Here is a 13,539-nt window from a genome sequence, read left to right as displayed (position 1 = left end):
AGATGCGGTGACCGCCTTTCGTCACGAACTCATCGACGCAGGCCGAGTCGCTTGATCAGCGAACGGTAGCGCTCGATGTCGGTCGCCTCGAGGTAGCGCAGCATGCGCTTGCGGCGGCCGACCAGCAGGAGGAGACCACGACGGCTGTGGTGGTCGTGCTTGTGGGCCCGAGCGTGCTCGGTCAGGTCCTTGATGCGCTGCGTCAGCATCGCGATCTGGACCTCGGGAGAGCCGGTGTCGCCCTCGACCGTGGCGTACTCGGTCATGATCTGCTTCTTCACGTCAGCGTCCAAAGGCATGGATGACCGACTCCTTCTCATCTCGTTGCGCGGTGCTCCAGGGCATGTCCACCTGGGCGCTGTCGAATCCGCGGCCGGTCTACGGCATCTCCCAGCCTAACAGCGTGCCTGAGCCCGCCCTAATCGGCACACGCAGCTGGTGTGGCCGTTTCGTGACCGGCCCGATGTTGGGGCAGAGCGCGAGGCGGGTAAGAATCTTGATGCTCGGGGAACCCTCTCTTGAAGGAGACAAGCGACACCATGATCGTTCTCGGACTCATCCTGCTGCTCATTGGCATCTTCGCCAAGATCAGCATCCTGACCACGATCGGCATCATTCTCGTGGTCATCGGCGCTGTGCTCTTCCTCCTCGGCGCGACCGGCCGCGCCATCGGTGGCCGGAAGCACTGGTACTGATCGGTCGCACGACCCGTCAAGAGCACGACGCCCCCGCGGGAAACCGCGGGGGCGTTCTGCTGTCCGGGCGCGGAACGCGGGCGTATGCCGTGTGGCCCGCCCAGGAGTCCCTCGTTCGAGCCGCCGTCGCTCAGAGGTTGATCATGTGCCCCGCGATGCCCTCGATGGCCTCCTTCACGGCCTCGCTCAGCGTCGGGTGGGCGAAGACGTTGCGGGCGACCTCGTCGGCGGTGAGGTCCCACTGCTGGGCCAGCGTCAGCGCCGGAAGCAGCTCGGTCACCTCGGGGCCGATCATGTGGGCACCGAGCAGCTCGTTGTGCTCGGCGTCGGAGACGATCTTGACGAAGCCCACGCCCTCGGCCATGCCGCGCGCCTTGCCGTTGGCCGAGAACGGGAAGCTGGCCGACTTGACGTCGTAGCCCTTCTCCTTCGCCTGGGCCTCGGTGTAGCCGAACGAGGCGATCTGCGGCTGGCAGAAGGTCGCCCGCGGAATCATGTCGAAGTTCAGCTCCATCGTCTCGGCCTCGGCTATCGTCTCGGCGGCGACGACGCCCATGGCCTCGGCGGTGTGGGCCAGCATCAGCTTGGCCGTGACGTCGCCGATCGCGAAGACGTTGGGCACGCTGCTGCGCCCGCGTCGGTCGACGGCGATGGCGCCCCGCTCGGTCATCTGCAGGCCCACGGTCTCGAGGCCGTAGCCCTCGGTGCGCGGGGCGAAGCCGAAGGCGGCAAGGAACTTGTCGGCCTCGATGACGGTCTCCTCTCCCCCGGCGGCCGGGGCCACGGTGACCCGCACGCCCGAGCCGGTGTCCTCGACGTTCTTGACGGCGGTGGACAGCAGGACCTTGACGCCGAGCTTCTTGTACTGGCGCAGCAGCTCCTTGGACACGTCGGGGTCCTCGGTGGGCACCATGCGGTCGAGGAACTCGACGATGGTGACGTCGACGCCGAAGTTCTTCATGACGTAGGCGAACTCGACGCCGATGGCGCCCGAGCCGCCGATGACGATCGAGCCGGGCAGGTCGGCGTCGAGGATCTGCTCCTCGTAGGTGACGACGTTGTCGCTCACCTGCATCCCGGGCAGCATCCGGACCTGCGCACCGGTGGCGATGATGAGGTGGTCGAAGGTGACCGAGCGCGACGAGCCGTCGTTCAGGGCCACGTCCATCGACGTGGCCGAGGTGAGGGTGCCCCAGCCGTCGATCTCCTCGATCTTGTTCTTCTTCATCAGGTAGTGCACGCCCTTGGCGCTCGCGTCGGCCACCGAACGGCTGCGTGCGTGCGTCGGCGCGTACGACATGGTGGCGTCGCCCTCGATGCCGAAGGTCTTCTTCTCGTGCGTGATGATGTGCGCGATCTCCGCGTTGCGCAACAGCGCCTTGCTGGGGATGCAGCCGACGTTGAGGCAGACGCCGCCCCAGTACTGCTTCTCCACGACGGCGACCTTCTTGCCCAGCTGCGACGCGCGGATCGCCGCGACGTAGCCACCGGGACCGGCACCGAGCACAACGACATCGAAATCAGCCATGGCCGACAGCCTATCTGGGCGCAAACGCCCCTTTGTTCACACCCTTGGACCCCTGCGCCGGGTGTCGACCGGGGCGGGCCGCGGGTAAGTCAACATCACGATCGTGATGCACCGGCGAAACGCCGGTCCACACCCCCACATTCCCGTCGCGCAAGAGTAAGTTTCCGCGACGCACGGCCGGACGCATCCGGCCCCGACCAATGGAGGTCACTCGCGTGAGCACCACTCCGCACCGCTACGAGGCGCCACCGGCGAACAAGGGCCTGCTGGCCCTGGCCGCCGTCCTCCTCGCCATTCCCGTCGTCGCGCTGCTGCTCGTCGGGACCTACGCCAAGGACGAGCCGCGACTCGGCGGCTTCCCGTTCTTCATCTGGTACCAGTTCCTCTGGGTCATCATCTGCTCGGTGCTGACGTACTCGGCGTACCGCATCGTCCTCAAGGCCCGGCCGCACGTGCCGATGAACCCGGAGGGCGACTCCTTCCTCGACGCACCCCGACAGGACGGCAACCGATGACCGCCATCGCACCCGCTGCCGACACCAGCGGCGTCAACGTCGTGGCGCTCGCCGTTCTCATCTTCTTCTTCGTCGTCGTCGCCGGGGCCGGCTTCTGGGCCGCGCGCTGGCGGCGCCCGGCCAGCATGGAGAGCCTCGAGGAGTGGGGCCTCGGCGGCCGCTCGTTCGGCACGTGGATCACCTGGTTCCTGCTCGGCGGCGACCTCTACACGGCCTACACCTTCGTGGCGGTGCCGGCTGCGATGTTCTCGGCCGGAGCCGTCAGCGGCTTCTTCGCCGTGCCGTACACGATCATCCTCTACCCCATCATCTTCGTCTTCATGTCCCGCATGTGGTCGGTGTCGCACCGGCACGGCTACGTGACCCCGGCCGACTTCGTCCAGGGCCGCTCCGGCTCGCGCGGCCTCACGTTGGCCGTGGCGATCACCGGCTTCATCGCGACGATGCCCTACATCGCGCTGCAGCTCGTGGGCATCCAGGCCGTTCTCGAGGTGGCCGGAGTCGGTAGCAGCGGCAACTGGCTGGCCAACGACCTGCCGCTCTTCATCGCCTTCCTCGTGCTCGCGCTCTACACCTACACCTCGGGGCTGCGCGCGCCGGCGCTCATCGCGTTCGTCAAGGACATCCTGATCTACATCGTCATCATCGTCGCCGTCATCTACCTGCCATCGAAGGTCGGCGGCTGGGCTCACGTCTTCGACGCCGCCCAGGGCAAGATGGCCAAGACGAACCCCGCGACGGGCAAGCCCGTCGGCGTCTTCATCCCGGGTGCCGGCCAGTACTGGGCCTACGCGACGCTCGCCCTCGGCTCGGCGATGGCGCTGTTCATGTACCCCCACTCGATCACGGCGACTCTCTCTGCCAAGAACCGCAACACGATCCGCAAGAACGCCTCGATCCTGCCCGCCTACTCGTTCCTGCTCGGCCTGCTGGCCCTGCTCGGCTGGGTGGCCATCGCGGCCGGCACCAAGCCCATCGGCCTGAACGGCAAGCCCAACCCGCAGCTCGTCGTGCCGCAGCTCTTCGAGGACTTCTTCCCGTCCTGGTTCGCCGGGGTCGCCTTCGCCGCGATCGCGATCGGCGCGCTCGTGCCCGCCGCGATCATGTCGATCGCCGCGGCCAACACGTTCACGCGCAACATCTACAAGGCGTGGATCAATCCCGCGGCGACCGTCCAGCAGGAGGCCAAGGTCAGCAAGGTCACCTCGCTGGTCGTCAAGGCCTTCGCGCTGGTCTTCGTCCTCGCGCTCGACAAGCAGAACGCCATCAACTTCCAGCTCCTGGGTGGCATCTGGATCCTGCAGACGTTCCCATCGGTGGTGTTCTACCTCTACACGCGCTGGTTCCACCGCCGTGCCCTGCTCATCGGCTGGGCCGTCGGCATGATCTACGGCACGTGGACGGCATACGGCGTGGCGAGCCCGCAGACGCCGCACTTCGGCGGCTCGATCGCGAACATGCCGGTCGTGGGGCAGCTGGGCTACATCGCCGTGACGGCGTTCGCCCTCAACGTCGTCGTGGCCGCGCTGCTGACGCTCGTCTTCCGCGCCGTCAAGGCGGACGAAGGTCAGGACGAGACCATCCCGGCCGACTACTTCGCCGACGCCGGTGACCCCCGGGTCGAGAAGCTCGCCCCGGTGCCGCACGAGATGACGCCCTCCGCGTAGTCGCGTCGCAGCTCGAGCACGTATGCCGCGAGGGCCGGGTCCGCACGGGTCCGGCCCTCGTGTGTGCTCCGGAGCGACCTCCCGGCGGGGCGCGACCCGCCGGCTCAGGACTCCCTGGCGCGCTCGGGCGGCAGGGCGGCGATGGCGGCGTCGACGTCCAGGCCGGTGACCTGGAGCAGGTCCACGACCGTCGACCGGACCTGGGCGAGCACGGTCTCGCTCGCAAGGCTCGACGTCCTGGGCACCTCGCCCGTCGATGCGGCGACGCCCAGCAGCGCCGAGCGACCGATCTCCGGCGAGGCGTTCTCGGACAGCGCGCGCCCGATGACGTCGGTGGCCGAGGCGAGCTCGAGCAGGAGCTCCTCGTAGCCGGGTGGCAGCGACTCGCCCCGCCCGACGGCGACGGTGACCCTGCGCACGAGCACGCGGGTGCTGCGCATCGCCCGGTCGAGCGGCTCGACGAGGTCTGCCATCTTGCGTACGCCGTGGGCGTGCCTGCGCTTGAACGGGGAGGACGTGAGAACCGACAGCCCCTCGTCGGCCGCCGACCGCAGTTCGGTGAGGAGCGACTCGGTGCCCCTCGCCGAGGCCAGCACCTCGGCCGCGCCCTCGACGTCACCGTCGTGCGCGCTCGCGGCCGCCCTGCGCAGCAGCTCCCCGATCTTGCGCACCGCCTCGGCGGCGGCGACCCGCGGCCGGCGCAGTGGCGCCTGCGGCACGACGGTCGCGGCGACGAGCGCGACGGCGCCGCCGATGAGTGCGTCGGTCCACCGGTGGAAGGCCTGTCCCGGGCTGGCCACGAGCGCGACGATCACGATGCTCTGCACGGCCGACTGCGTCACGATGACGCGCGACCCGTCGAGCAACGAGGCCAGGGTCATCGAGGCCAGCACGACCACGCCGATCTGCCACGGCCCGCTGCCGGCCACGTGGACGAAGACGTCGGCGGTGAAGACGCCGACCGCGACACCGATGGCGACCTCGAACACCCGGCGCAGCCGCTGGCCGTAGGACATCCCGAGGCAGACGACCGCGACGATCGGCGCGAAGAAGGGCGACAGGTGCTTGAAGACGTCGGTCGCCAGCCACCAGGCCACCGCGGCCGCCACGGCGCACTGCACGAGCAGGAACATCCGTGAGTGGAGCCGGTCGAAGCGGGTGCGGACGCTGAGCCGGCTGCGGTCCCAGGCCCGGTCGAGGGCGTCGGCGACGGGCGCGTCGCTCCTCAGGTAGTCGTCCACGAGCGAGCCTCTCGGTCGGGTGTCACCGCGCGCCCTGCAGGGCCGGCACGGGCAGGATCGGCGGTCTAGAGCTTCAGGGCAAGGATGGCATCGAAGATCTGGCGCACGGCAGGGGCTGCCACCTTCGAGCCCGAGCCGCCCTGCCCGACGACGACCACGACGGCATACCTCGGCCGGGTGGTGGGTCCGTACCCGGCGAACCATGCCGTGGCCTGCTTGCCGAAGACCTCGCCCGTGCCGGTCTTGCCGGCGAGCGGGTAGCGCTCCTGCGGGAAGCCGGCGAAGGCGCTCCCGGCAGACCCGCCGGGCCGCGTCACGTCGCCCAGGGCCGAGCGGACGTAGGCCAGCACGTCGGGTCGCAGGGGCACCGTGGCGACGCGCCTGGGCGGGATGGGGGTGGTGGATCCGGCCGGGGTGCGCAGGGCGGCGGCCAGCTGCGGCTGCCACAGCGTGCCGCCGTTCGCGATGGCGGCGTAGACACCGGCCATCTGCAGGATCGTCACCGCCGTGTCGCCCTGGCCGATGGAGAAGTTCACGGCATCCCCGGCGCGGTACTGGTAGCCGGCCGTGCAGTTCTCGCCCGCGACCTTCGCGAGGTAGGCGGCGCGCTCGGGATCCGTTCGGGCGACCTGGGGGTAGCCGGTGCGGGCGCGCTGGCACGTCTCGTCCCTCGTCGCGAGCCAGTACTGCTCCTTCCAGGCGCGGTCGGGCACGCGGCCGGCCGCCTCACCGGGCACGTCGATGCCCGTGGGGCGCCCGAGCCCGAACGCCCTTGCCATGGCGACGAAGGGGTCTGGGGCCGAGACGGGCGCGGCGAGGCCGCCCTGCTCCAGCCACGCGGCATACGAGAGCCGGTAGAAGACGGTGTCGCAGGAGACGACGAGAGCCTTGTGCAGGTCGATCGGGCCGTAGCCGCGCGACTCGAAGTTGTGGAAGCGGCGGCCGCCGATCGTGACGTCGGGCGAGCAGTCGTACGTCCCGTCCAGCTTCGCCCCGGAGTTGACGGCGGCGGGGACCGAGACGACCTTGAACGTCGAGGCCGGCGGGAAGGTGTCGGCCGTCAGACGGGAGCGCAAGGGGGTCCCCGACTTGGGGTCGGTGAGGCTGGCGAGGTCCGCACTGCTGATGCCGCCGGTGAAGAGCGCCGGGTCGTAGGAGGGGTAGCTCGCGGCGGCCACCACTGCACCGTTCGTGACGTCGAGCACGACGGCCGCGCCGGTGTCGGCAGGCAGCTTCAGGGACCGTGCCTTGTCGACGGCGCGCGCGAGGGCGGTCTCGGTGCGCGCCTGCAGGCGGGCGTCGAGGTGGGTGACGACGTCCCGGCCGGGCACCGGCGCCGTCGAGTCGACGGTGCGCGTCACGATGCCGCGCGGGTCGATGGCCACCACCGTGCTGCCGTTCGTGCCGCGCAGCACCGGGTCGTACTGCGCCTCCAGGCCGGACCGGCCGACGACGTCATCGGCCGTGATCCGCCCGTCGCTGCCGGTCACGTCGTCCGCCCCCGCGCGGGCGACCCACCCGAGCAGGTGGGCGGCGAGGGCGCCGTCGGGGTGGGGGTAGGAGCGGGCCGGCTCGGTGGTGACGCCGACTCCCGGGAACTTCTCCGGCTGCTCCAGCAGGCTCAGGGCGCGCCGTGCGTCGACGCCGGTCGCCACCGGGATCGGGACGTAGGGAGAGCCGTTGAAGCAGGCGGGCGCCGCCGGGGCACCTGCCGTGCCGCAGAGCATCGTCTTGGCCCACAGCCGGTCGACGGGCTGCCCGATGGCGGACGCCACCCGACCGACCAGCGCGCGTCCCCCGTCAGCGGCCCCGAGGAGCGTGGAGCGCTGCACCGTGACGATGGTGTCGAAGCTGTTGGCGACGAGCGGCGCTCCCCGGTGGTCGAGGATCCGTCCGCGCAGGGCCTGCTCGGTGACCGTGCGGGTGTTGACCGTGGCGGCGGCTTGCGCCAGCTCCGGACCCTGGACGAGCTGCAGCTGCCCGAGCCGCCCGAGCAGCAGCCCGAAGAGCGTGACGAGCAGGACGAGGACGACCCCGACCACCCCGACGCGGTGACGGCCCGTGGCGCTTCTTCGCGGCCGACGGGTCCAGCTGCCGCCGTGGCGGGTCCGTGCCCCGCTCACCCGAGCCTCCGTCGCACCAGGGCCCGGTCGAGCGCGATGAGGGCCGGCAGCAGGAGGGCGCCCACCACTGCCGTGGACGCCAGCTGGGCGCCCGCCCCGCCGAGGTCCACGCTGCCGTCGGCGACGACGGCTGCGCCGACGTGCGCCACCAGCACGACGGCCACCGCGGCAAGCAGAGCCGCGGGGGCGCGCAGGCGTGAGCGCGACGACGTCCGACGGAAGAGCCCCGCCACCAGCCCGGCCGCCAGCATGACGAGCGGGGTCAGGCCCAGCGGGCTCCCGACCGGCGGCACCAGCTCGACGACCCATCCGGCAAGCAGCCCCACGAGCGCTCCGTGCACCGGCCCGCGCAGCACGGCGGTCGCCACGACGCCGACGAGGACGAGGTCGGGGACCCAGCCGCGCGGCACCCCGAGGCGGGGCAGCAGGGTCGCGGTCACCAGCGCACCCACGAGCACGTAGGCCGTGCGCAGCAGCCCCAGCAACGTCGGCCTCATCGTCGGGCCGCCGCCGCAGGAGCGACGACCGGCCGGGGAGCGGCCCGTGCTGTCGGCAGGAGGACGGCGACCACGTCGATGGAGTCTGCGTCGACGGCCGGCCGCACCGTGGCGCCGGCGTCCGGTCGACCCTGCGCCTCGTCGACGGCCGTCACGGTCCCGACGACGATGCCGGCGGCATACGGCGTCTCGTCCACGCTCCCGAGCGTGCGTACGACGTCGCCCACGACCGGCGCCCCGGGCGGGATCACCGACAGGCGCAGGGAGCCCCGTGGGCGCGACTGGGAGTCGCCCGGGCCGGGGGCCGACACGGTGCCCAGCGTGCCGGCGGGCCCGGTGCGGACCGCGACGACCGAGCCGGCGCTGCCGAGCACCTGCACGTCGCAGGTCCAGGGGGTGACCGCGACGACCCTGCCGACGAGTCCATCAGCGGAAACCACGGTCGAGTCGGCGGCGACCCCGTCGCGAGAGCCGACGTCGAGCGTCACGCTGCGACCGCCGAGGGGGCTGAGGTCGGTCGCGACGACGCGCGCGGCGACCACGGCCCGGCCCCTCATGGACGCCGCGCCGAGCAGCTCGTCGAGACGGGCCAGCTCATCGAGCCGGTGCTGCTGCTCGGCGGTGAGCGCCCGCAGGCGGACGTTCTCCTCCCGGAGGGTGGCGAGCTCGTCCCCCGGGGGATCGGAAAGGGCGCGCTGCACCGGCCCGAGCACGTAGCCGCCGGCGCGCCGGACACCGTCGGCGACCGGGGAGCCCGCGACGTCGGAGACGAGCAGCACGAGGGTCAGCGAGGCGAGGACGACGAGGAGACGGCGGCGGGCGTTCGGCTGCATGCGTCAGAGGCGGTTGTCACCGACGAGGACCTGCTCGAGGCTCGCGAAGTCGTCGACGCACCGGCCGGCGCCGCGGGCCACGGCGCGCAAGGGGTCCTCGGCGACCCGGACCGGCACGCCGAGCTCGTGGCGCATCCGCTCGTCGAGGCCCCGCAGCAGGGCTCCCCCGCCGGTCAGCGTGATGCCGCGGTCGAGAATGTCGCCGGCGAGCTCGGGCGGGCACACGTCGAGGGTAGCGCGGACGAGCTCGATGATCTGCAGGACCGGGCCCTCGATGGCGCGGCGCACCTCGACCGACCCGACCTGGACCGTCTTGGGCAGCCCGGTCACGAGGTCCCGACCGCGCAGCCGGGTCGTCAGCTCCTGGCGGAGCGGGAAAACCGAGCCGACGGCGACCTTGATGTCCTCGGCGCTGCGCTCGCCCAGCAGCAGGGAGTACTCGCTCTTGACGTGGCTGACGAGGGCTTCGTCGATCTCGTCGCCCGCGATGCGCCGCGAGGTGGACGTGACGATGCCGCCGAGGCTGATGACCGCGACGTCGGTGGTGCCCCCGCCGATGTCGACGACCATGCTGGCGGCCGTGTCGTAGACGGGCAGGCCGGCACCGATGGCGGCCGCCATCGGCTCCTCGATCATGTAGACCCGGCGGGCGCCGCACCGGGTGGCGGCGTCCTCGAGGGCCCGGCGCTCGACGCCGGTGACCTCGCTCGGGACGCAGAGCACCATCCGGGGCCGCACGAGGCGTGAGGTGCGCACCTGGTCGATGAACCATCGCAGCATGCGCTCCGTCTCGTCGGCGTCGGAGACGACACCGTCGCGGAGCGGGCGCACGGCCCGGATCGTGCCCGGCGACCGGCCGAGCATCTCCTTGGCACGGGTGCCGGCGGCGACCAGCCGGCCGGTGCCGACCTCCACGGCCACGACCGACGGCTCCTCGACGACGACGCCGCGGCCCCGTTCGTGGATCAGGGTGTTCGCGGTCCCGAGGTCGATCGCGAGGTCACGCCCGAGGGGGCGCAGCCACGGTCGGGAGGTCATGCCGAGATTGTGCCCCGGTCAGGCCCCCAGATCGGGGAACCAGATGCCGATCTCGCGTGTGGCGGACTCGTGGGAGTCGGAACCGTGCACGATGTTCTGCTGGACCTTGGTTCCCCAGTCGCGACCGAGGTCGCCGCGGATCGTGCCGGGCGCGGCGTCGGTGGGGTTGGTGGCGCCGGCCAGGCCTCTGAAGCCCTTGACGCAGTCCTGCCCCTCGATGACGACGGCGGCCACGGGGCCCGAGCTCATGAAGTCCACGAGCGGCGCGTAGAACGGCTTGCCCTCGTGCTCGGCGTAGTGGGCACCGAGCTGCTCGCGGGTGGGCGTCAGCACGGAGAGGGCGGCCAGACGGTAGCCCTTCGCCTCGATGCGACGCAGCACCTCACCGGTGAGGCCGCGCTGGAAACCGTCGGGTTTGACGAGGACGAGGGAGCGTTCGATGGTCACCCGTCCACCCTATCGGCCGGGTCGTCCCCGCCCGCGGCGGCTTCGCGCCGGGCGATCTCGGCGTCGATCTGGCCACCCTTGACCAGACAGGTGATCCAGAGGGCGAGGAAGAAGAGACCGACGACGAGCATCATCGGAACCACGAACGCGCTGAGCAGGGCGAGTGCCTGGACGACCCACCCCACAGTGACGCCCCACGGGCGTCGCATGAGTCCCGCCGCGACGATGCACAGGGCGCCGAGCCCGATACCGACGACGAGGTATGCCGTGCCGTTGCCGGTGCCCTGGTCGGTGGCGGCGACGGCCCGGGCCACGAGGGCGCCGAGCAGGATGCAGATGGACTCGCCGCCGAGCACCGTCGCGAGCATGCGGAAGGTGAACTTGCCGGTCCGGCCGTAGAAGATGATCGAACGCATGGGGTGGGTCTGCCTCGGGTGTCGGTCGTGCGGCTCAGGCGTGCGCCTGCGTGGTGCGGCTCAGTAGTTCTGGGAGGTGTCCCAGGTCCGGATGATGGCCTGCGCCTCTGAGCCGCTCGCGCCCGTCGCCTCGGCGTAGAGGCTCATCGCGTCCTCGCGCCGGCCTGCGACGATGAGCTCGCTGATGCGGGCCCGCGCCTCGTCCGTCAGCCGGCCCTGGGTGTAGGAGGCTGCGGCGTCACGCACGCCCGGGCCCTGGCCCGGGACGAACCAGCTGTCGACGGCGCGCTTGGCGTCGGCGAGCGGGGCGCCCGTCGCCTCGCGGTAGATCTTGATGGCGTTGATCTTGTGGCCGGCACTGATCTCGCGGCTGACCCGGGCGCGGACCGTGTCGGTCAGCCCGACCAGCTCGCGGTCGGGGTCCTTGCGTCCCATGACCCGCCCCCACACGACAACGGCGATCATGACGAGGATGACGAGAAGGACGAGCTTCACCAGGGGGTGCATGGGTGCCAGCCTAGGTCCGGGTCGTGGAGCGGGTCGTGGGAGCGGGTCGTGCAGCGGGTCGCGTCAGACGTCGGTGTGGTCGAGGAGCATCCGCACCTCGCCCGCAGTGATGACCGACCCGGTGGCGATGACGCCGCCGCCCATGCCGTCGGCCTCGGCGATGGTCACGGCCTGCTCGAGCGCGTCGGGAAGGTCGCGGACCACCGTCACCCGAGACTCGCCGAAGAGGTCGACGGCAAGCCTGCCCAGCGCCTCAGGCCGCATCGCCCGCGGAGACGAGCTGCGGGTGACGACGATGTGGTCGAGGGCCGGCTCGAGCACCTCGAGCATCCCGGCCGCGTCCTTGTCCTCGACGATGCCCACGAGCCCCACCAGCCGGGTGAAGCCGAAGGACTCCTCGAGCGCCGCGACGAGCGACCGTGCGCCGTGCGGGTTGTGCGCGGCATCGACGAGGACCGTCGGGGAGCGCCGGACCACCTCGAGGCGTCCGGGCGAGGTCATCGCCGCGACCGCGGCCGTGAGCACGTCCGGCTCGATGCGCTGCTCGCCGCCGCCGAGGAAGGACTCGACGGCCGCGACGGCGGTGGCGAGGTTGCTCGCCTGGTGCGCGCCGTGGAGCGGGAGGAAGAGATCGGCATACTCCCCCGCCAGGCCTCTGAGGGAGACCTGCTGGCCGCCGAGCGCGACCTCGCGTGCGAGCACGCCGAAGTCGTTGCCCTCGAAGACGATCCGGGCACCGCCGACCTCCTCGACGCGGTCGAGGAGGACGCGGGCGACGTCCTCGTCCTGCACGCCCGAGACGGTCACGGAGTCGGCCTTGATGATGCCGCTCTTCTCCTGGGCGATCGAGACGACGTCGTCACCGAGCAGGTGCGTGTGGTCGAGGTCGACGGGCGTGACCACGGCGACCTGCGCGTCGATGACGTTCGTCGCGTCCCACGAGCCGCCGAGGCCGACCTCGATGATCGCGACGTCGACCGGCGCGTCGGCGAACGCGGCGTAGGCGAGCGCGACGAGCACCTCGAAGAAGTTCATCCGCCGGCCACCCGACTCGAGGGAGCGTGCGTCGACCAGCTCGACGAGCGGGGCCACCTCGTCGTAGGCGGCGATGAACTTCTCGCGCGGGATCGGCTTGCCGGAGAGGGTGATCCGTTCGCGGATGTCGTGCAGGTGCGGCGAGGTGAAGCGCCCGGTCGACAGCCCGGTCTCGCGCAGGATGGAGTCGATCATCCGGCTCGTGGACGTCTTGCCGTTCGTGCCGGTGAGGTGGATCGAGGGGTAGCTGCGCTGGGGGTCTCCGGCGAGCTCCATGACGGCACGGATGCGGTCGAGCGACGGGCCGATGTCGTTCTCCGGGGCGCGGGCGAGGATCTCCTCCTCGATCTCGCGCATCCGCTTCATCTCCTCGAGGTTGCGGGCGGCCTCGAGGGACGCGGCGTCGGGGCGACCGCTCATGCCGGCTCACCCCCGCCCAGCTCGCGCACCATCCAGACGCTCTCGGGCAGGCCGGAGCCCGGCGTCTCCCGGTGCGTCTCGGTGAACCCGTGCCTCGTGTAGAAGCGGGCCGCTTGCTGGTTGCCGTCGAGATACGACAGGGAGATGCGCCGGAGGCCGCCCTCCTGGGCGCGCTCGACGACCGCCTCCAGCAGCCGCGAGCCGACCCCGTGGCGGTGGTGCTCCGGCAGGACGTAGAGCTTCCACAGCACCAGGGCGTCGTCCTGCGGGCCGAAGGTCGCCACACCGACGACCTCGTCGCCTTCGACGGCGACGAGGGTGCGCCCCTTGCGGATCGAGTCGGTCACGACGTCGCTCGTCCACCACTTGGCCAGGCCCATCGCGACGTACTCGGGCCCGGCGATCGGCTCGTACGTGGCGAGCCACGTGCGGTGCCCGACGGACAGGACACCCGCCAGGTCGTCGCCGACGGCCCCGCGCACGACGACGCCGTCGCGCGTCGCGCGCAAGCCGCTCCGGTCACGGTCGGTCGGGTCGGAAATCGTGCTCACGTCGGCACCCTCCAGGTCGTCCTCGC

General features: G+C 71.4%; 15 protein-coding genes. 3 read left to right on the top strand and 12 right to left on the bottom strand.

What is annotated here, in order from left to right; translation table 11 throughout:
• Window positions 1-29: 29 nt before the first annotated feature.
• On the bottom strand, window positions 30-299 hold the full coding sequence (gene rpsO / locus AC3WRT_RS17505; RefSeq protein ID WP_020142650.1) for a 30S ribosomal protein S15: 270 nt from the start codon (window positions 297-299) through the stop codon (window positions 30-32).
• A 240-nt stretch (window positions 300-539) separates the two neighbouring features.
• Here rpsO and AC3WRT_RS17500 point away from each other — a divergent pair, with 240 nt between their 5' ends.
• Entirely contained in the window at window positions 540-695 is a 156-nt protein-coding gene (locus tag AC3WRT_RS17500; protein WP_185742614.1) for a DUF6131 family protein, read from the top strand.
• Between the two features lie 130 nt (window positions 696-825).
• On the opposite strand, the gene lpdA is transcribed toward AC3WRT_RS17500, so the two are convergent.
• A complete protein-coding gene (gene lpdA, locus AC3WRT_RS17495; RefSeq protein ID WP_492724192.1) occupies window positions 826-2,223 on the bottom strand; it encodes a dihydrolipoyl dehydrogenase in 1,398 nt (465 codons plus the stop codon).
• A 215-nt stretch (window positions 2,224-2,438) separates the two neighbouring features.
• On the opposite strand from lpdA, the gene AC3WRT_RS17490 reads away from it, so the two are divergent.
• Together AC3WRT_RS17490 and mctP are read left to right on the top strand one after the other, a co-directional pair.
• The gene (locus AC3WRT_RS17490; RefSeq protein WP_492724190.1) at window positions 2,439-2,738 is read left to right on the top strand and encodes a DUF3311 domain-containing protein; all 300 of its coding nucleotides are present in this window, start codon (window positions 2,439-2,441) and stop codon (window positions 2,736-2,738) included.
• Window positions 2,735-4,405 carry a monocarboxylate uptake permease MctP gene (gene mctP / locus AC3WRT_RS17485; RefSeq protein WP_492724189.1) on the top strand — a complete coding sequence of 557 codons (1,671 nt, stop codon included), beginning with the start codon at window positions 2,735-2,737 and terminating at the stop codon, window positions 4,403-4,405. Before AC3WRT_RS17490 ends, mctP begins: the two co-directional genes overlap by 4 nt.
• 104 nt (window positions 4,406-4,509) lie before the next feature.
• On the opposite strand, the gene AC3WRT_RS17480 is transcribed toward mctP, so the two are convergent.
• The 10 genes from AC3WRT_RS17480 to AC3WRT_RS17435 all read right to left on the bottom strand — a co-directional run bounded on the left by AC3WRT_RS17480 (window position 4,510) and on the right by AC3WRT_RS17435 (window position 13,513).
• Window positions 4,510-5,646: an FUSC family protein gene (locus tag AC3WRT_RS17480; protein ID WP_492724187.1), complete on the bottom strand. Its 1,137-nt coding sequence runs from the start codon at window positions 5,644-5,646 to the stop codon at window positions 4,510-4,512.
• Between the two features lie 65 nt (window positions 5,647-5,711).
• Entirely contained in the window at window positions 5,712-7,769 is a 2,058-nt protein-coding gene (gene mrdA, locus AC3WRT_RS17475) for a penicillin-binding protein 2 (RefSeq protein ID WP_492724184.1), read from the bottom strand.
• The gene (locus tag AC3WRT_RS17470; RefSeq protein ID WP_492724182.1) at window positions 7,766-8,266 is read right to left on the bottom strand and encodes a rod shape-determining protein MreD; all 501 of its coding nucleotides are present in this window, start codon (window positions 8,264-8,266) and stop codon (window positions 7,766-7,768) included. Before AC3WRT_RS17470 ends, mrdA begins: the two co-directional genes overlap by 4 nt.
• Window positions 8,263-9,099: a rod shape-determining protein MreC gene (mreC, locus tag AC3WRT_RS17465; protein WP_492724180.1), complete on the bottom strand. Its 837-nt coding sequence runs from the start codon at window positions 9,097-9,099 to the stop codon at window positions 8,263-8,265. Before mreC ends, AC3WRT_RS17470 begins: the two co-directional genes overlap by 4 nt.
• 3 nt (window positions 9,100-9,102) lie before the next feature.
• Window positions 9,103-10,137, bottom strand: coding sequence for a rod shape-determining protein (locus tag AC3WRT_RS17460; protein ID WP_492724178.1), 1,035 nt, complete (start codon window positions 10,135-10,137; stop codon window positions 9,103-9,105).
• Between the two features lie 18 nt (window positions 10,138-10,155).
• The gene (gene ndk, locus AC3WRT_RS17455; protein WP_492724176.1) at window positions 10,156-10,584 is read right to left on the bottom strand and encodes a nucleoside-diphosphate kinase; all 429 of its coding nucleotides are present in this window, start codon (window positions 10,582-10,584) and stop codon (window positions 10,156-10,158) included.
• Window positions 10,581-11,000, bottom strand: a complete 420-nt coding sequence (locus AC3WRT_RS17450) for a DUF4233 domain-containing protein (protein WP_492724174.1) — start codon at window positions 10,998-11,000, stop codon at window positions 10,581-10,583. The genes ndk and AC3WRT_RS17450 overlap by 4 nt, the downstream gene beginning before the upstream one ends.
• Before the next feature lie 60 nt (window positions 11,001-11,060).
• Entirely contained in the window at window positions 11,061-11,507 is a 447-nt protein-coding gene (locus AC3WRT_RS17445; protein ID WP_492724172.1) for a hypothetical protein, read from the bottom strand.
• A gap of 63 nt (window positions 11,508-11,570) precedes the next feature.
• A complete protein-coding gene (locus AC3WRT_RS17440) occupies window positions 11,571-12,962 on the bottom strand; it encodes a bifunctional folylpolyglutamate synthase/dihydrofolate synthase (protein WP_492724170.1) in 1,392 nt (463 codons plus the stop codon).
• Window positions 12,959-13,513, bottom strand: a complete 555-nt coding sequence (locus tag AC3WRT_RS17435) for a GNAT family N-acetyltransferase (protein WP_492724169.1) — start codon at window positions 13,511-13,513, stop codon at window positions 12,959-12,961. Before AC3WRT_RS17435 ends, AC3WRT_RS17440 begins: the two co-directional genes overlap by 4 nt.
• Window positions 13,514-13,539: the final 26 nt, after the last annotated feature.

The organism is Terrabacter sp. FW104-15G4B, from assembly GCF_058790095.1.
This window is presented reverse-complemented; position numbering and strand designations above follow the sequence as displayed.

Excerpts from the sequence above, each read along its gene's own strand:
- rpsO (WP_020142650.1), bottom strand. The coding sequence starts at position 299 with ATGCCTTTGGACGCTGACGTGAAGAAGCAGATCATGACCGAGTACGCC.
- AC3WRT_RS17500 (WP_185742614.1), top strand. The coding sequence starts at position 540 with ATGATCGTTCTCGGACTCATCCTGCTGCTCATTGGCATCTTCGCCAAG.
- lpdA (WP_492724192.1), bottom strand. The coding sequence starts at position 2,223 with ATGGCTGATTTCGATGTCGTTGTGCTCGGTGCCGGTCCCGGTGGCTAC.
- mctP (WP_492724189.1), top strand. The coding sequence starts at position 2,735 with ATGACCGCCATCGCACCCGCTGCCGACACCAGCGGCGTCAACGTCGTG.
- AC3WRT_RS17470 (WP_492724182.1), bottom strand. The coding sequence starts at position 8,266 with ATGAGGCCGACGTTGCTGGGGCTGCTGCGCACGGCCTACGTGCTCGTG.
- mreC (WP_492724180.1), bottom strand. The coding sequence starts at position 9,099 with ATGCAGCCGAACGCCCGCCGCCGTCTCCTCGTCGTCCTCGCCTCGCTG.
- AC3WRT_RS17460 (WP_492724178.1), bottom strand. The coding sequence starts at position 10,137 with ATGACCTCCCGACCGTGGCTGCGCCCCCTCGGGCGTGACCTCGCGATC.
- AC3WRT_RS17450 (WP_492724174.1), bottom strand. The coding sequence starts at position 11,000 with ATGCGTTCGATCATCTTCTACGGCCGGACCGGCAAGTTCACCTTCCGC.
- AC3WRT_RS17445 (WP_492724172.1), bottom strand. The coding sequence starts at position 11,507 with ATGCACCCCCTGGTGAAGCTCGTCCTTCTCGTCATCCTCGTCATGATC.
- AC3WRT_RS17440 (WP_492724170.1), bottom strand. The coding sequence starts at position 12,962 with ATGAGCGGTCGCCCCGACGCCGCGTCCCTCGAGGCCGCCCGCAACCTC.